This window comes from Hyalangium sp. (assembly GCF_035629615.1).
In the GTDB taxonomy this organism is placed as follows: domain Bacteria; phylum Myxococcota; class Myxococcia; order Myxococcales; family Myxococcaceae; genus Hyalangium.
In genome coordinates this window covers 1-17,079 of record NZ_DASPHO010000328.1, presented here as the reverse complement: position 1 = coordinate 17,079, position 17,079 = coordinate 1, and the positions used below count along the sequence as shown (strand labels likewise).

13 protein-coding genes and 2 pseudogenes are annotated in these 17,079 nt (G+C 69.2%); 6 read left to right on the top strand and 9 right to left on the bottom strand.

Annotation, left to right across the window (positions count from 1 at the left end; all coding sequences use genetic code 11):
- Positions 1-231: pseudogene (locus VD972_RS16485) on the bottom strand (radical SAM protein); the annotation flags it as partial.
- Positions 232-436: 205 nt separating this feature from the next.
- Here VD972_RS16485 and ald point away from each other — a divergent pair.
- The 4 genes from ald (at position 437) to VD972_RS16465 (ending at position 5,455) form a co-directional block, all read left to right on the top strand.
- Entirely contained in the window at positions 437-1,567 is a 1,131-nt protein-coding gene (gene ald / locus VD972_RS16480; protein WP_324988054.1) for an alanine dehydrogenase, read from the top strand.
- Positions 1,568-1,799: 232 nt separating this feature from the next.
- The gene (locus VD972_RS16475; protein ID WP_324988051.1) at positions 1,800-2,444 is read left to right on the top strand and encodes a sigma-70 family RNA polymerase sigma factor; all 645 of its coding nucleotides are present in this window, start codon (positions 1,800-1,802) and stop codon (positions 2,442-2,444) included.
- A 71-nt stretch (positions 2,445-2,515) separates the two neighbouring features.
- Complete coding sequence (locus VD972_RS16470) at positions 2,516-3,349, top strand: anti-sigma factor family protein (protein ID WP_324988048.1); 834 nt, start codon at positions 2,516-2,518, stop codon at positions 3,347-3,349.
- A 207-nt stretch (positions 3,350-3,556) separates the two neighbouring features.
- Entirely contained in the window at positions 3,557-5,455 is a 1,899-nt protein-coding gene (locus VD972_RS16465) for a response regulator (RefSeq protein ID WP_324988046.1), read from the top strand.
- Positions 5,456-5,461: 6 nt separating this feature from the next.
- On the opposite strand, the gene VD972_RS16460 is transcribed toward VD972_RS16465, so the two are convergent.
- From VD972_RS16460 to VD972_RS16430, 7 genes are all read right to left on the bottom strand, one after another.
- Entirely contained in the window at positions 5,462-6,592 is a 1,131-nt protein-coding gene (locus VD972_RS16460; protein ID WP_324988044.1) for a hypothetical protein, read from the bottom strand.
- Positions 6,589-7,359 (bottom strand): type III pantothenate kinase, encoded by a 771-nt coding sequence (locus VD972_RS16455; RefSeq protein ID WP_324988041.1) that lies wholly within the window; start codon positions 7,357-7,359, stop codon positions 6,589-6,591. The genes VD972_RS16460 and VD972_RS16455 overlap by 4 nt, the downstream gene beginning before the upstream one ends.
- Positions 7,360-7,401: 42 nt before the next feature.
- The gene (locus tag VD972_RS16450) at positions 7,402-8,418 is read right to left on the bottom strand and encodes a biotin--[acetyl-CoA-carboxylase] ligase (RefSeq protein WP_324988038.1); all 1,017 of its coding nucleotides are present in this window, start codon (positions 8,416-8,418) and stop codon (positions 7,402-7,404) included.
- Between the two features lie 102 nt (positions 8,419-8,520).
- Entirely contained in the window at positions 8,521-9,840 is a 1,320-nt protein-coding gene (locus VD972_RS16445; RefSeq protein WP_324988033.1) for a homoserine dehydrogenase, read from the bottom strand.
- 8 nt (positions 9,841-9,848) lie between these two features.
- Positions 9,849-10,442 (bottom strand): hypothetical protein, encoded by a 594-nt coding sequence (locus VD972_RS16440; protein WP_324988030.1) that lies wholly within the window; start codon positions 10,440-10,442, stop codon positions 9,849-9,851.
- Position 10,443: 1 nt separating this feature from the next.
- The gene (locus VD972_RS16435) at positions 10,444-11,370 is read right to left on the bottom strand and encodes a HEAT repeat domain-containing protein (RefSeq protein ID WP_324988027.1); all 927 of its coding nucleotides are present in this window, start codon (positions 11,368-11,370) and stop codon (positions 10,444-10,446) included.
- A gap of 47 nt (positions 11,371-11,417) precedes the next feature.
- Positions 11,418-13,310 (bottom strand): HTH domain-containing protein, encoded by a 1,893-nt coding sequence (locus VD972_RS16430; RefSeq protein ID WP_324988024.1) that lies wholly within the window; start codon positions 13,308-13,310, stop codon positions 11,418-11,420.
- 111 nt (positions 13,311-13,421) lie between these two features.
- Between VD972_RS16430 and VD972_RS16425 the strand changes: the two genes are divergently transcribed.
- The gene (locus VD972_RS16425) at positions 13,422-15,611 is read left to right on the top strand and encodes a PQQ-binding-like beta-propeller repeat protein (RefSeq protein ID WP_324988021.1); all 2,190 of its coding nucleotides are present in this window, start codon (positions 13,422-13,424) and stop codon (positions 15,609-15,611) included.
- Position 15,612: 1 nt separating this feature from the next.
- On the opposite strand, the gene VD972_RS16420 is transcribed toward VD972_RS16425, so the two are convergent.
- Positions 15,613-16,521: a hypothetical protein gene (locus VD972_RS16420; protein WP_414654072.1), complete on the bottom strand. Its 909-nt coding sequence runs from the start codon at positions 16,519-16,521 to the stop codon at positions 15,613-15,615.
- A gap of 56 nt (positions 16,522-16,577) precedes the next feature.
- Between VD972_RS16420 and VD972_RS16415 the strand changes: the two are divergent.
- Positions 16,578-17,079, top strand: a pseudogene (locus VD972_RS16415) (alpha/beta hydrolase); the annotation flags it as partial.

Sequence of the window (17,079 nt, the reverse complement as noted above, 5' to 3'; positions counted from 1 at the left end):
CTTTCCCCCCACCTTCATCTCCCGCACCAGTTCCAGCTCGCCCGTGTCGGGGTTCAGCCCCACCGGCAGGCGGCCGGGCAGGTGCACGAGCCGGCCCGCCGAGGGCAACGGGATGGGACGATCCTGCGGAGGGACGAGATCCTCCCCGCTCCGCAGGGTGGCAATCAGGTACGGATGCTCCAGCACCCGCCCCTTCGGATCGGCGAACAGCAGCTTGGGGCCCGACGTCATGACTTCCTTAACTACCACCGCCGCCCCTTCCCTTCGACGATTGCCTACCAACGGAGGTGCCTGTCTTTGCCGCCCTGCGTCATCAACGCCGCGACGTAGCACGCTCGTCTGCTTCCAGGAGCCATGAGCCGCGCTCCGGGGGGTGCCTTGATTCCCGGAGGTCCGCTGGTATGGTCCGCCCGCTTTTTTCCCCTGGAGGCACGTCTTGATCGTCGGAGTTCCCAAGGAGATCAAAACCCGTGAGTACCGCGTCGGCATGGTGCCCGCGGGCGTCCGCGCGCTGACGAGCGCCGGCCACACCGTGCTCGTCGAGCAGAATGCCGGCGTTGGCTCTGGCATCCCGGACTCCGAGTACGTACGCGTCGGTGCGCAGATCCTCAAGACCGCGGACGAGGTCTGGTCGCGCGCGGAGATGATCGTCAAGGTCAAGGAGCCCATCGCCCCTGAGTTCGAGCGCATCCAGCCCGGCCAGATCATCTACACGTACTTCCACCTGGCCGGCGTGGATCCCGAGCTCACCAAGACGCTGGTGAAGAAGAAGGCCGCCGCGGTGGCCTACGAGACGCTGCAGCTGGACGACGGCAGCCTCCCCCTGCTCAAGCCCATGAGCGAGGTGGCCGGGAAGATGGCCATCCAGGTGGGAGCCACCTGCCTGGAGAAGGCGCATGGCGGCAAGGGCATCCTCCTGGGTGGCGTGCCGGGCGTGCGTCGCGGCCGCGTCGCCATCATCGGCGGTGGCGTGGTGGGCCTGTGCGCGGCCAAGGTCGCCGTGGGCATGGGCGCCGAGGTGACGATCCTCGACGTGAACCTGGAGCGCCTCACCTACCTGGATGACGTGTTCCTCGGCCGCGTGGCCACCCTGGCCTCCGACACCGAGTCCATCGCCCGCGTCGTGCGCGAGTCCGATCTCGTCATCGGCGGTGTGCTCATCCCCGGCGGCAAGGCCCCCAAACTCGTCTCCGAGGCGCTGATCAAGGAGATGCAGCCCGGCTCGGTCGTCGTGGACGTGGCCGTGGATCAGGGCGGCTGCATCGAGACGTGCAAGCCCACCACGCACGACAACCCCACCTACACCGTGCATGACGTCGTCCACTACTGCGTGGCCAACATGCCCGGCGCCGTGCCGCAGACCTCCACCTTCGCCCTCACCAACACCACGCGCCCCTACGCCAAGAGGATCGCTGACCTGGGCCTAGTGGAGGCCGTGAAGGCCGACAAGGCCCTGGCCCGCGCCATGAACACCTACGACGGCAAGATCACCTACGAGGCCGTCGCCAAGGACATGGGCTACGACTACGTCCCCATCATGGACGCCCTCGGCGCCAAGGGCCGGTAGGCCTAGCCCGTACCTTGGTACACCAAGGGAGGTAGGGTCCCCTGCTCCCCTACCTCCCTGAAAGTCCTCCGGAAATAAACGTTGCCGCCGTGTGTCTCCTGCCTTTAGGGGCGACCATGCGAACGGCAAGGAGAGGTGGAAGGTGTTGTTGACCTGTCTGTTCCCGTGCATACATTGATGGGCAGACAACGACACCTTCGCCTGTAATTTCGGGCCTTTGGGAAGGCGGGACATGTTGGACTTCAGGCAACCAAACCGAACGAAGCAGGAATTCGAGGAGCTGGCCCTGGCCCACCTGGACCCGCTGTACTCGGCTGCTCTCCGACTGACCAAGAACGAGCGGGACGCCGAGGATCTGGTGCAGGACACCTGCATGCGGGCCTACCGCTTCTTCGACAAGTTCGAGCGCGGCACCAACATCAAGGCGTGGCTCTTCAAGATCCTGACGAACACCTTCATCAACCGGTACCGGCGCAAGGTGAAGGAGCGCACGGTGGTGGAGGGTGTGGAGCGCGAGGCCGTCCACGAGCGCTTCGTCAGCCGCGACGCGACGGACTTCGCAGCCAACCCGGAGCAGTACTTCTTCGACCGGCTGCTGTCGGATGATGTGCTGCGCGCCATCGACTCGCTGCCCATCGACTTCCGGCTGGTGGTGATCCTCGCGGATCTGCAGGAGTTCTCCTACAAGGAGATCGCCGAGATCCTCGAGTGTCCGGTGGGCACGGTGATGAGCCGGCTGTTCCGCGGGCGCAAGCTGCTCCAGAAGACGCTGCGCGAGTACGCCGAGGGCCAGGGAGTATTCCGCCATGAGGGCGAGCCTGTGGCAGCGGCACCGGCGAATCTGGAAGAGTTTCGCCAAAGGAAGAAGACTGGGTAGCTGGAGGTTGACGGGCCCGAGGGCATAATTGCCCGAGGGCCCGTGGCATCCCCGCCCTCTTCAGAGCGCTCATGACCTGCCAGGAACTCGATCGCCTGCTCTACCCCTACCTCGACGGCGAGTTTCAGCCCGAGGAGCGGTTGGACGTGGAGACCCACCTCGAGACGTGCGCGGCCTGCGCGCACCGGGTGGAAGAGGAACGGGAGATCCAGCAAGCCCTGCGACGCGCCGCGCGTCACGCCATCCAGTCCCGTGGAGCCCCGGACTCGCTGCGTCAGGGGATCCAGCTGGGCCTGCGCCGCCAGCAGCGCCGGGCCTATCAGCTCCAGTGGCTGCGCATGGGCGCCGCCGCGCTGGTGGTGGTGGCCGTGGGGGGTGGTTGGATCTCGCTGCGGCCCGACGAGCGCCAGCGCCTCGTGGACGACGCAGCCCGGCGCCACGCCAAGAAGCTGCCCTTCGAGATCTCCAACACGGCTCCGGAGCATGTGGAGGCCTGGTTCCAGGACAAGGTGGATCACCGCGTCCGGGTGCTGCGGCTGCCCAATGCCCAGCTGTCCGGCGCGCGAATCTCCAACGTGAAGGAGCGCCCCGCGGCCTACATCAGCTACGAGACGCGCCCCGAGAAAGAAGGCCAGGCGGGCCGCCGCATCGGCGTCTTCGTCATTGACGACAAGGCCCGTGAGCTGGCCGCCCCGGCGCTGCCCGCCGTAGAGGTGGACTCGAGCCAGGGCTACAACGTGGCCGTCTGGCGCGACGGCGAGATCGTCTATGAGCTCGTCTCGGATCTGAGCGAGGCGGACATCCGCAAGATGCTCCTGGAGAAGGAGCGCTCCGCGCGCGTGGCCAACGCGCCGCGTCCCGCGGATCCGATCCTCCCCATCATCCCCGTGTCCGACGCGCCCTGAGAGGGGCTGTCCCCGCCCCCAGGCGCTACAGGGGGGTCTTCACCCCGCTTGCCCGGCTGCCTGCCGGGGGATCACCATTGGACAGGGGCCCGGCCCGATCATTGACGGTCCTGGGTATGGCCGATACCCTCGCGGGAGCAGTTTCGCATGCTGCCGCTCGCGCGTGGCCCACCGGCCGCGCCGCTCCTCAGGTCGGGCCGTCCGTTCATGTCCAAGAAAATCCTCGTTGTTGAAAGTGACACAAACCTCTCTTCCACCCTGCGCGAGGCGCTCGAAGCCAAGGGCTTCACGGTGGAGGAGACCACCGACGGCAAGAGGAGCGTGGATCAGATCCGGGCGGAGCGACCGAACCTGGTGGTGCTCGCGGTGGATCTGTCCGGCGGGCAGAACGGCTACCTGATCTGCGGCAAGCTGAAGAAGGACGACGATCTCAAGAACATCCCCATCGTCATCATCGGCAACCCGGACGGCTTCGCCGCGCACCGCAGGCTCAAGGCCCACGCGGACGAGTACGTGGCCAAGCCGGTGGACTCGGATCAGCTGGTGGATCGCGTGGGAGCGCTGATCGGCTTCCCGGACGTCGTCGTCGGCGAGGTGGTGGAGGATGAGGGCCTCACGCTCGACGGCCTGACGGATGATGAGCCGCTCTCGGAGGACGAGCCGCTCTCCGGTGAGGACAGCGGGGGCGAGGAGCTCTCCGTTGACAGCGAGCCGCCCGTGTCCGCGGGCGAAGATCTGGACATGCTCGACGAGGCCTTCAGCGACATCGCCGGCTCGAGCGCCTCCGAGGAGGAGGAGCCAGTGGTGGCTCCGCCGGAGACGGCGGGCGGCGACGAGGATCTCGACGCGCTCGACAACCTGGGCAAGGACGCCGAGGACGCGCTGGACTCGCTGGGGGACGACGACGAGAAGACGCAGATCGGCTTCGTGGCGCCCGTGCTGACGCCCGTGCCGGTGGCGGATCCGCCGAAGGCGCCCTCCCGGCCCGCAATGACGCTGCCCGCGGTGCCGCCGCCAAGCACCAGCTCCGTCTCCAAGTCCGCGTCCCCCGCGGCAGCAGTGACCTCCGCGGCGGACGCCGCCGAGCTGCGCAACCTGCGCGCGAAGGTGGCCGAGTTGCAGAGCGCCCTGTCGGACGCGCAGGACAAGACCTCGTCCGCGGAGAGCCGCATCCAGGAGCTCGAGACCCGGCTGGAGAACCAGTCCACGGAGCTGGAGACGGCGAAGTCCGTCGCCGGCAAGAGCGACAAGGACTCCTACGCGCTCAAGGACACCGTCAACAAGAAGGACAAGGAGATCCTCCGGCTCAAGAGCGAGCTGAACCTCAAGGAGCAGGAGAAGGACAAGGAGATCTCCCGCGTCAAGAGCGAGCTGTCCCAGAAGGAGCACGACTTCGTCGAGCTGCAGGACAAGCAGCTGGAGCTGGAGCGCCAGGTGACGGAGTCCGCGGCGGAGATGGCCCGCCGCGACTCGCAGATCAAGACGCTCACCGGCAAGGTGGACCAGCTCACCTCCGAGAAGAAGAAGGTGGAGCTGCAGCTCACCACCGCCAAGGAGGAGGCGCGCAGCGCCAGCTCGAAGCTCACCGCCCTCCAGGCCGAGGTGGACGCGCACAACGAGCAGCAGGCCTCGGTGGAGGCGGAGCTGGAGGAGCTGCGCGGCAAGGTGGGCCAGCTCGAGTCCGAGGCCGAGACGGCCCGCGGCGAGGCGAGCGAGCTGCGCAGCCAGGCCGAGAGCGCCCGCGAGGAGACCAGCGAGCGGCGCGGCCAGCTGGAGGCAGTGCAGTCCGAGCTGGAGACGGCTCGCGGCGAGCTGGAGACTGCCCAGAGCGAGCTGGAGACGGCCCGCGGCGAGCTGGAGACGGCCCGCGGCGAGCTCGAGAGCCAGGCGGCCAGCGCCTCCGAGGAGGCAGACGGCCTGCGCAAGCGCATCTCAGAGCTGGAGGAGACGGCGGTGCGCAACGAGGAGCGCGTGACGAAGCTCTACACGCGCATCAAGAACGACGAGAAGCTCCGCGAGCGCGCGAAGAAGGCGCTCGGCATCGCCCAGCAGCTCCTGGAGGAGGCGCCCTCCGCCACGGAGGATGCGGACGAAGCGGCTGCCTGACGAGGCCTACTTCTCGTCCTTCTTCGGCTGCGTCTTCTTCTCCATGAGCTTCCTGGCGAACATGGACACGCCCGAGGGCACGTTGCGGTCACGCGCCAGCTCCTTCAGCTCCCCGTCCCGCAGCGTGCCGAGGAACTTCATCACCACCGTGAGCGGCACCTTCGGGTTCTTCACCAGCGCCAGCTTGATCTTGTTGTGCTTCGTCCACTCGCGGTTGCCGTAGATGATGCGCAGCACCTCTTCGTTCGCCGCGCGGTTGGTGGCGGTCGCGAGCACCTCGCCATCCGTGAGGCGCGGGCTGCGGATCACCGCCGTGCACACCAGCTTGTTGGAGTCGCGGAGCAGCAGCGTGCGCGCCTCCTTGTTGCCCAGCGTCGCCAGCTTGATCTTCTCGGCAATGCTCATCTTCATGATGCGCTGGGTGAGGTTGAGCTTCTTGCCCTCCTCCATGGGCGCGGCGCCCTCGTCCTGCACCTCCTTGAAGTCCTGGAGCACCTGCTCTGCGGTGGGACCCGGATCTGGCGGAGCCAGCGCCGCCTGCGGCCCGAAGAGGCGCACCCGCGCGGCCATCATCTGCGGCACGTCCGCCAGCGTCACTCCGCTGCGCACCGCGAAGTCGCACACCGAGTCGATCAGCGCCTGGCCGGCGTTGGCGTTGGTGCAGAGCTTGCGGATGATGTCCTCGTGGCGCAGCAAGCGCAGCTGGTTCTGGCCGATGATCTCCGCCAGCTTCGCGCTGCAGGTGGCCGCCACGTCCGCCACCGCCTCGTCCGGAGTGGTGGCGTTGAGCACCAGCATCTCCGCGTAGGTGTCCTTCTCCTTCAGCAGGCCCAGGAACCACCCCAGCACGGGGGCCTGCACGCCCTCGTCCCGGAGCGCCGAGCCGAGAATCTTGTCCGGCAGCCCCGCGGCCGTCTTGGCCGCCGTGTCACGCACGTTCTGCTCCGCGTCGTACGTGAGCATGTAGAGCGCGCCCAGCATGTCCGAGGGGCTCAGTGGCACCAGGCTCTTGGCGGCCATCATCCGCAGCGGCACCGGCGCGGCCGGGTCCACGTGCTTGCGCATGTTGGGCGGCAGGAACTCTGAGTTGAACGGACAGCCCGCGGGAGCGGGAGCCACGGGAGCAGCGGTCGTCATGACGCGTGATTCCTTCCGTAGATGATGCGCAGGCCCTCGAGCGTGAGGAACTCGTCCACTTCCTGGATGGCTTTGGACTCGCTGGCCACCAGCGGCGCCAGGCCTCCGGTGGCCACCACCCGCACTGTGAAGCCCAGCTCCGCCTGCATCCGCTCGCAGATGCCGTCCACCAACCCCACGTACCCGTAGACGAAGCCGGACTGCATGGAGTGAACCGTGTTGCGGCCCACCACGTGCGGCGGCCGGGCGAACTCCACCCGCGGCAGCTTGGAGGCGTTCTGGAACAGCGCCTCCATGGCGATGCTGATCCCCGGGCAGATGGCCCCGCCCAGGTACTCGCCCTTGGGGGACACCGCGTCGAACGTGGTGGCCGTGCCGAAGTCCACGACGATCAGCCCCGAGTGGTGCTTCTCGTAGGCCGCCACCGAGTTGACGATGCGATCGGCGCCCACCTCGCGCGGGTTGTCATAGAGGATGGGCATGCCCGTCTTCACACCCGGCCCGACGAACATGGGCCGCACCTTGAAGTAGCGCTCGCTCATCTTCTCCAGGTTGAACTGGAGCGGCGGCACCACACTGGAGACGGCCACCGCCGTCACCTTGTCCGAATCGATGCCGCTGTGCTGGCAGAGCTGGCGCACGAAGATGCCGTACTCGTCATAGGTGCGGCGGGCGTTGGTCTCCATGCGCCAGTGCGCCAGGAGCTTCTTCCCGTCGTACACCCCGAGGACGGTGTTGGTGTTGCCGACGTCGATCGCGAGGAGCATGACGCGCGCACTCTAGCGCGAAGGCAGCTCTCGGGGGCCTCTTCAGGGGCTGCCCGAGCGCCGGGGCCGCAGCCGCTCCACATCCCCCGCCAGCACCCGCTCGACCGAGCCGTCCTCCGTCCGCACGAGGAGTGCGCCCGAGGGGTCGATGTCCTCGGCCAGTCCCCGGAATTCCCGGCGATCCGTCCGCACCAGCACGTCCTGCCCCAGCGTGGAGGAGAGCTCCTTCCAGCGCTGGCGAACGGCGTCGAAGCCCATCTCCAGGTGCAGATCCAGCCACTCCTCCAGCCGGTTCCACAAGGAAGCCGCCAGGGGCGCTCGCGGCACGCGGTGCCCACGGACCATCGCCAGCGAGGTGGCCGTGGGGCGCAGTTCCTCGGGGAAGTGCTCAGGCTGGGCGTTGAGGTTCACCCCCACGCCCAGCACGACGAAGTGCACCCGCTCGGGCTCGGCGGACAGCTCCGTGAGGATGCCCGCCACCTTGCGCCCGTCGATCTGCACGTCATTGGGCCACTTGATGAAGGCCTCGGCGTCGGCCTCGCGCAATACCTCGGCGAGCGCCACCGCGGCCACCAGCGTCAGCTCGGGCGCGCGCTGGGGCGGCAGCTCTGGGCGGAGGATGGCCGAGAAGTACAGGTTGAGCCCCGGCGGTGACACCCAGACGCGCCCCCGGCGGCCCTTGCCTGCCGTCTGCTGCTCCGTCACGACAATCTCGCCGTGCTCGGCCCCATCCTGCGCGAGCCGGAAGGCCAGCTCGTTCGTGGAGCCCACCGTCTCGTGGAAGTGGAGGGTGCGGCCAAGCTCTCGCGTGGAGAGCAGCGGAGACAGCTCCAGTGCCGTCAGTCGATCCGGCACCTCCACCAGCCGGTAGCCACGCGCCGGCACGGCCTCGATGCGATAGCCCTTTCCCCTCAGCGCCTCCACGTGCTTCCACACGGCGGTGCGCGACAGGCCCAGCTTGCCGGAGAGCACCTCGCCAGAGGTGAAGTCCTCACCGCCATCGGCGAGGAAGCTCAGGATCAACTCTTCCTGTGTCTGCTCGGATGTCTCAGGAGCCACGGCAGCCTCTTCGAAATGGAGGCTCAGGGTACGGAGCGCCGCCGTGGCGCGCAACGGACCCTGAGCTCCCAGAGGAGCGCCCCGCGCCCACCTGCCCTGCCGCTAGCTTCGGAGGACCGCGGGCCCCTCTTCGATCCGGATGACCTGGGTAGGAGCGCGTGTGCTACGCAGCGCGTCAATCCACTGCACGGCCGCCTGGACGTCATGCTCGCGGGCGGAGTGGGTGAAGACGACGATGGTGGCGTGCGGATCCTCGGGCCGGGATGGACGCTGGATGACAGAGGCCAGGCTCACCCCCTTCTCCCCCAGCACGGTGGCGATGCGCCCGAGCACGCCCGGCTCATCGCTCACGGAGAAGCGCAGGTAGTAGGGGCCGCGCCGCTGGTTGGCGGGGATGCGGGGCACTTCCTGGAGGTACGGCGAGCAGAGCATGGGCAGCTTGCCCGACACGCCGGCTAGCAGGTTGCGGCAGATGTCGATGATGTCCGACACCACGGCGCTGCCGGTGGGCAGCGAGCCCGCCCCCAGCCCGGAGAAGAGCGAGGCGCCGAGCGCCGCGGACTGGAGCAGCACCGCGTTGAAGGCGCCGCGCACGTCCGCCAGCGGACTGGCCTCGGGGATGAAGGCCGGGTGCACGCGCACGTCCAGTCCCTCGGGCTGGCGCCGGGCGGTGGCCAGCAGCTTGAGCACATAGCCCGCCTCGCGGCCCAGGGTGATGTCCACCGGCCGCAGCGAGGTGATGCCCTCCACGTGCACCTCCTCGGGAGACACGCGCGCGGCGAACGCCAGCGAGGCCAGTAAGCAGAGCTTCTGCGCCGCGTCCATGCCGCCCACGTCCAGCGTGGGATCCGCCTCCGCGAAGCCCAGCTGCTGCGCCCGGGCGAGCGCGTCCTCGTATGTGGCACCCTCGTCCGCCATGGCCGAGAGGATGAAGTTGGTCGTCCCGTTGACGATGCCGTGGATGGAGGCCACCCGGTCCGAAGCAAGCGCCTCGCGCAGGGTGCGGATGATCGGAATGCCGCCACAGACCGCGCCCTCGAAGTGCAGATCCACGCCGCGCGCGAGCGCCTGAGAGAAGAGCGCCTCCCCATGGGCGGTGAGCAGGGCCTTGTTCGCGGTGACGACGCTGCGCCCGGAGGCGATGGCGCGCTCCAGATAGTCCTTCGAGGGGGACAGGCCGCCCATCAGCTCCACCACTACCGCCACCTCGGGATCCGCGAGGATGGAGGCGATGTCCCGGGTGATGAGCGCCGCGGGGACGTCCTCGGGCCGCGCCCGGCCCCCGTCCCTCACCAGGATGTGGCGCACCCGCACCCGCGCGCCCAGCCGCCGCTCGATGTCGCGGGCGTGATCCGCGAGGATCCGGTACGTCCCGAGCCCGACGTTGCCCAGGCCCAGCAGCGCGATGCCGATCTCTCTCATATGCTCTCTCAGCCCTGCCCAGGCTTGACCTGGTAGGACGTCAGCTCCAGCCACGTCTGCGGAATGCGCTGACCGTTGCGCTCGGCCTCCACCTGGATGCGCACCAAGCCTACGCCGGGCGCGAAGGTGAAGGTGTTGATGAGCGTGGTCTCCGCGTCCACCCGGTTGCGCCCCTCCACCTGGACGCAGTCCTGGAACACCCCCGCTCGCGACTCGCAGGACACTCCCGCCTGGAGGATCTGGTAGCGCTCCGTGGAAGAGACGGACACCACGTTCGTCCACGTGCGCCCCGGCTCCACGGGCCCGCGCAGCAAGTAGCGCTTCTGATCCCGGATCCCGAAGCTGTCCACCATGAGCTGGCCGCCCTGGCTGTCGTGGAAGAAGCCGTCCTCTTCCTTGAGGATCTGCACGTCCACGCGCTTGTCGCCCCGGCCATTCACCAGGTAGCTCCAGCTGTTGCCCACAGCCAGCGGGTAGTAGTCCCCCAGCCGGGCCGAGTCCCGCGGCGTCTCGTCCACCGCCGGCTTGCTGCTCGCGCAGCCACCCCACCCCAGGGCCGCGGCCACCAGGGCCAGCCCGCCCACCACAGAAGAGAGCTTCATCTCAGTTCTCCGCGTGGTTCGTCCCACGCGCCTCCGGTGAAGAGTGCTTGCGCGATGCGTAGAGCGTGTCCAGCGCCTGCTGCGCCGCGGCCTGGATGGCGGGCTGATCGTGCCCCTGAGCCACCGTGTAGAGGTAGGCCTCCGCCTCGATGCCACCGATCTCCCCGAGCGCGAAGACGATCTCCTGCAGGAAGCCCACCTCCTTGCCTCGGGCCAGATCGATGAGCGCGGGCACGGCGCTCGCGGCGCGCATCTCCACCAGCGCCCCGATGGCCCGCCGCACTGTGTCCGCGTCGCTCGACTTGAGCTGCTCGAGGAGCAGCGGCGCGGCCGCCGGGTGCCGACGCTCGGCCAGGGTGCGCAGGGCGAACTCGCGGATGCGCAGATCCGTGGCCTGGAGATCCTGCACCAGCGCGTCGCTCTCCCGCTCCACGGCGGAGAGCTGCAGCACCGCCGACTCGGACACCTGCCGCAGCGCGGCCTCGAGCGCCTCGCGCAGCGCCGTGCGCCGGGCCTCGGGCGTCTCCCCGCGCATCCGGATCTCGCCCAGGCCGACAACCTCATAGCGCTCGGGCAGATCGCCCCCGAAGCGCTCGAGCACCAGCGTGGCGCCGACCTCGGCATAGGTGTGCTGGCCGTCGTCCTTCAGCACCTCACGGGTGAAGGGCAGCTCCAGCGTCATCCGCCACGGGCGCTGCGGGCCTGGCGGCTTGCCCTGCGTGCCCTGGTCGGTGAACTCGAAGCGCTTGCGCGTCTCCAGCGCCTGACGGAGCAGGGCGCGCACCTGGTCCGGCCCCAGCGCGAGCTGGGGATTGTCCGTGACGGTGGAGCCCGAGAGGCGGACCTCCTCCACCGGGTAGCGAGACCCCTGATTGCGGCAGGCGCCGAGCAGCAGGACGCAGGCGGTGAGGAGCAGGGCCGACTTCATGGCCCTCTTAAGGTACTCCAGTCCACCCACCCGCGTCCCAGGCTGCCTCAGGTAGGACTCCCCTCGGGCGAGCCGCTGCTCGGTGGAGGTGGGGGAGGCTCCGACGCGCGGGCCTCTTCTCCGCCCGAGCCAGGCGCACTGTCACCCCCCGAAGGTGGAGCGGAGACAGGCGCGGCGCCCTCTGTGGCAGCCTCTCCTGGGGAAGCCGCAGCGGGGGCTCCGGGAGCACCGGGTGCGCCCCCCTCAGCCCGACTGCCACGGCCGCGACGGCCCCGGCGGCGGCGGCGGCGGCGCTTGCGATCACCCGCGGCGGCGCCTCCCTCGGCGGGAGGAGCCCCCTCGGGACGACCGGCCCCGCCCACGAAGGCGCTGGCGGCCTCGAGATCCTCGTCATCGCCCTCCTCGTCCCCCTCCTCGTCCTCCTCTTCGGATGCGGACGGGGACTCGGCGGGCGCGGCAGAGGCAGCAGCCGGGCGGCGCTCCTCCTCCTCCTCCACCTCGTCCGCCTTGGACTCCTCGATGGAGGCCTCCTCCTCGGGCTCCGTCTCGGCGACACGGGCGGCCTTCTTGCGAGGTGGCGGCTCGCCTCCCTCGTCACGCGCCTGCTTCTTCTCACGCTGGCGCTCCTCGCGGCGGCGCTGCGCCTCCTCGGCGTCCAGCCGAGCGGCCTCGAAGAAGCGGTCGTCCACGTCGAACAGCTCTACCTGGGTGACGGTGACGGCGGTCTTCGCCTCGAGGAACTTCTCCCCGAGCGCGTCTCCGCACCACAGCATCACCAGCGCGCCGCCCGCCTGGGCCTCGGAGCGCGCATCGCCCCGCACATCCGCCGCGCTCACCAACAGGCCCACCTGCGCCGAGTAGTGGCCGAGATCCCGCCGCAGCTCCTGCACCATCTTGCGGTCCACGGAGGCCGAGCCCTTGAGCATCCTCACGGCGTAGCGCAGCTCCACGCTGCCCTCGCGCTTGCGGGCGGTGAGCAGCGGCCCATCCTTGGAGCGCTTGGCCACCTTCAGCTCGCGGAAGTGCAGCGAGTGCATCATCTTGACGACGGACTTCTCAAAGGTGCCCACGTCCAGCTCGCCCAGGCGCTTGCGCAGCCCGCGGGCCACGGCGCGCCGTGCGTCCTTGAGTGACGTCTTGAGCGTGGCGAGCAGCACCGGGTCCACCATCGGCTCGGCAGCCCCCGGAGCCGCGACGCGCGCCAGCACCGGGCGCCCATCCTCCAGCGGGATGCCCAGCGCGGCGGCGAAGGCGGCCTGCAGTTCCAGCGGCGGCGGCTCGCTGGGCGCGCCCGCGCGCTCCAGGGTCACCACCTCGCTCGTCTGCTTGTTGAAGGCGAACTGAGGACGGCGGCCCGCGTCGATGCGGCGCTGGTTGTCCTCCAGCAGCGCGGTGAGCACCGCCTCCACGGTCGTCTCCTCGGCGCACAGCTCGCGCCCGCGGGCCCGCTCGATGATCTGCTCGGCGCGAAGGCCTCCTTCGCCCTCGCTGAGGATCTCGAACACCACCTCGGGAAGCGGCGGGAAGCGGCGCTTGCGGCCCTTCTGATCCTCCTCGTCCTCGCGGCGGCGCTTGCGCTCGCTGCCACGGCCCGCCACGCGGACATTGTCCCCGCGCGAATCCGGGTGGCGCTCCACCGGCCTCAGCGGAGGCAGATCCTCCTCTGGATGGGGCTCCACCACTCCCGTCTGAGCCAGCGCCTCCGCATCCTCCGGCAATGACCAGTCCGCCAGCGCGAACGTGTCCTTCGCCGTTACGATCACCTTGCGATCACGAGTCCTTCGTGCCATCGCCGCCAGCCGCGACAGCATGGTCATCTCAGGTGTTTTTCCGACGTGGGACAGCAGGTTCTGGGCGATGGACTTCTCGGTGATTTCCAGAAAGTGGAGGGGACGACCTTCGCTCTCCAAGATGCGGAGCGCGGCCTCGTAAAATGTCATCGACTATTCCCCAAGAATTTCGAACGGTTACAAAAATGTAGGTCCGTATGGGCGGCGGATGGTAGCCACCGCTATTCTGGCTTGTCAACGAATGGAAAACGAAGGGAAAGGATGACCCGCTTCCGACTCGGACAGCGCTGGAAACGCGAACCCACGGCCCACCCGGTGGATTCCATCGCCTTGGAGCTGGACGGCGTGAATCTTCTGGCGGGTGCGGTGGAGGAGCCGCTGGCGGAGGTAGTCCCCTCCTTGGTAGGGGCTGCGGCGGCGCTGCGTGCGGGGCGGCGGAGGCTGGCGCAGGTGTCGCTCTCCGAGGCGAGCCTGGAGCTGGTCCTGCGGCGTGCCGGAGCGGAGGTGGAGCTGTCCGTGGCGAGCCTCGGGCGCCCGGCCCGCCTGGTGCGCCCCCCGGTCCGGGTGGAGCTGAAGGAGCTCGCTGAGGCGGCGCGGGCCTGCGGAGAAGGTTTCCTGGTGGACATTTCCCAGGCAACCCCTCGGGGGCTCCCCTCCTCCTTCGCCAAGGGACTCAAGGAGTCGCTGCGCCTGCTCAGGGGCCCCGTGAGCTCGAGGCGTGAGGCGCCGCCCGAGCCCTTCACCCGGCGCGTGGAGCCCACCGAGGAGCCAGGCTTCGGCTTCGAGCTGAAGGATCCGGTGGACCTGCTGCGCAGCAATGAGCGCAGCCAGGGCGCGGCGCTGGGCTCGCTGCTGTGCTCCGGGGAGGTGTGGCTGGCGCTGCCAGGCCGCTCGCAGGTGTGGCGCGCGTCGGGCCCTCCGTTCCTCACCGCGCTGGAGCTCTCCCGGCAAGCGGTGGAGCTGGCGCGAGCGGTAGAGCTGGGGGAGAAGCGCTTCTCCTTCGAGCCCGGCGGGGTGCGGCCCGCGCTGGCGCTGGAGCTGGACAAGGGCAAGGCCCGGCTGGGCCCGGGCGCCCCTTTCGCGGTGGACGGCACGGCGCTGGCGGGGGCGATGTTCCACCTGGGGCAGGCGCTGGCGCTCGCGATCGCGGAGCGCGACAGGAGCCAGTCCAGCAACCCCTACCTCGTGGAGCTGACGGAGCGGTGCCGGGAGGGCCTGTCCCACCTGCGAGGTGCCGTCCAACCCCCCGAGGGCGAGGGAGAGGCTCGAGGGCGTGCTCGCACCTCGCGTCGCACGGGGCGTCCCCTGCCGGTGCCTGGACGGCTGCGCCGGCTGCGCTTCGAGAAGCGCTGGGAGCAGAAGGGGCTGACGGGGGCCGAGTCCGGGCAGCTGCTGCTGGGACGGCAAGGGCCGGTGTTCTGCTCGAAGGAGCAGGCCCGCACCTTTGCGCGCAAGGACGGGCAGGAGCTGTGGCGGCGAGAGGCGAGCCAAGGCGTCGCGGCCACGGCGGACGGGTACGTGGTGACGGCGGACGCGGATCGTGTCTGCTGCTTCATCGGTGCGGGGGCGAGCGCGCGGTGGCTGCATGATCACGATGGGCTCCCCCTGGGCCCGCAGCTGCTGCGGCAGGATGGGCTGCTGCTCACGGTGTCGGATGGGCGCACGGTGCTGGCCTTTGCCGAGGTGGTGGGCCGCGAGGTGTGGCGCTTGGCGCCGCCTCGGACGCAGAAGAGCTGGCTGGCCGTCCAGGGGCACCGGGCGCTGCTGGCCACGGACGCGGGATACCTGTACGGGCTGGACATGGCGGACGGGCAGGTGCGCTACCGCATGCGCGCCCCCCTTCCCTTTCATGGGACGCCGGTGGCCTGGGGCAAGCGCTTCGTGACGCTGCTCGGCCGGGGCGATCACCACGCGCTGCTGCTCGCGGACGCCCACAGCGGGGACGTGACGTGGACACGCGAGTTCCAGCTCGCCCTGCCCTCCGCGCCGCTGCCGGCCCGCGCGCGTGTCTACGTCGCCGGAGAGCAGGAGCGAGAGGGCATGCTGGTGTGCGTGGACGCTCGAGGGAAGCAGCTCTGGGAGCGGCCGCTGCACCTGGGCCCGGGACCGTTCGCGCTCACCGCGCTGCCTCGCGGTGTCATCGTCACCTCCGCCAGCGGCGCGGCCGCGCGAGTGGACACGACGGGGGAGCTGGAGTGGCGCGTGGGAGCCGTGGGTGAGCCCCTGGCCCGCGCGCTCCCCGCGAAGGTGTCGCGCGGCGTGGTCCTCATCCCAGGAGAGCAGGTCCGCGCGGTGGAGCCGCGCGGAGGCCAGGTGCTGGCGGAGGTCCGCGCTGGAGCCGGGCTCGTGGCGCTCCAGGTGGATGCCCGGCTCGGGCTGTACTTCCTGGACGAGGCCGGGACGCTCTCCGCATACCAGCTCACGTCCCACTTCACCGTGGTGGAGGGGTGAGCTAGTTCTTCGCCGACTTGGAGGGATCGATCTCCTCCTCGGAGCGCTCCTCCTCGGTGGCGCCCTCCCACTTCATGCCCGCGCCGAGCTTCCAGTCCGTGGGCACGTCCAGCTTCCACAGATAGTTGGCATCCGCCGTGCCCCCCGAGGCCGCGCGCGAGCTCACCTTGAAGGAGATCTCCATCTTCGCCACCTCAGTGGGTACCAGGTCCATGTCGTAGTGGCCCAGCAGCATCTGCGGGGGGAACTCGGCGATGTAGCGCTCGGGGAAGTCGATCTTGTTGGCGGGATCCGCGCCGCGCATCTCGCCGAAGAGCTTGCCCTTGGCGTCCGTGAGCTTCCACGCCGCCTCGAAGGAGGCACTGGTGACCATCTTCTTCACCTTGCCGTCGTCCTTCAGCTCGCGCTGGGGGCCCCACAAGGCCAGCAGGAAGCGCACCTGCGGCTGGCCCTGCACCATCACCACATCCGAGGAGATCACATCCAGCCGCATCCCCTTGTCCGTGGCCGTCCACACGGGGCTGTACTTGCCCTTGCGGAGCGCGTCGAACACCTTGCGCGTGTACTCGTAGGCCGCCTTGCGCTCGGCGATCTTGTCGTCCTTGCCGCCCTCGGCCCGGCGCTCCACCTCGGCGATGTACGAGTCGAACTCCTTGTTGCCCTTGAACTTCGTCAGGTGGGCGTCGACCTGCTCGAAGTAGGTCTTGAAGAAGGGGCTCAGCTCCTCCCGGTAGGTGGTCTCGTCCGGGTTGGTGCGCATCCACCCCACCCGCTCCAGATAGTCCTTCTGGATACGAGCAACGTCCGCCTCGCGCTGGGCCTCCAGCGTCTGGGCGCTCAGCCGGCGGTAAAACATGATTGAGCCGGCGAAGACGCCGGCGACGACAACAAGGACACCGAAGTAGCGCATCAAGCTGAGACTCTCCTTAGGCGTTCGGGCGCACAGTGATAGAAGAATTCCCCTGAGTGATCCAGGCTACGGGAACCCACCTGCTGACAGTACCGCTCCCTCTTGAGGAGGGCGGCCTGCTAGACGGCACCCAAGTCGCCTATGAGACCTACGGGGAACCGTCAGGCGAGAACTCGGTGGTGTTGCTGCACGACCTGGCCCAATCCCACCGAGCGCTCGGTCCCCTGGAAGACTCACCGTATCAGCCATCCGGGTGGGGGCGGGAGCTGATCGGCGAGAAACGCCCGCTGGATCCCTCCAGTGTTCACATCATCTCCATGAACCTGCTGGGGAGCCCCTTCGGCACCACCTCGCCCATCACCGAGGACCCGTTCACGGGGCAGCAGCTGGGCCCGGCGCTGCCGCTGTTGACGACGGGGGACATGGGGCGCACGGTGTCCGCGCTGCTGCGAGGCATGGGGCTCAAGCGCGTGCGCGCGGTGGTGGGCGTAGGGCTGGGGGGCCTGGTGGCGCTGCGGCTGGCGGCCCTCTTCCCCGAGCTGATGGCGGGCGTGGTCG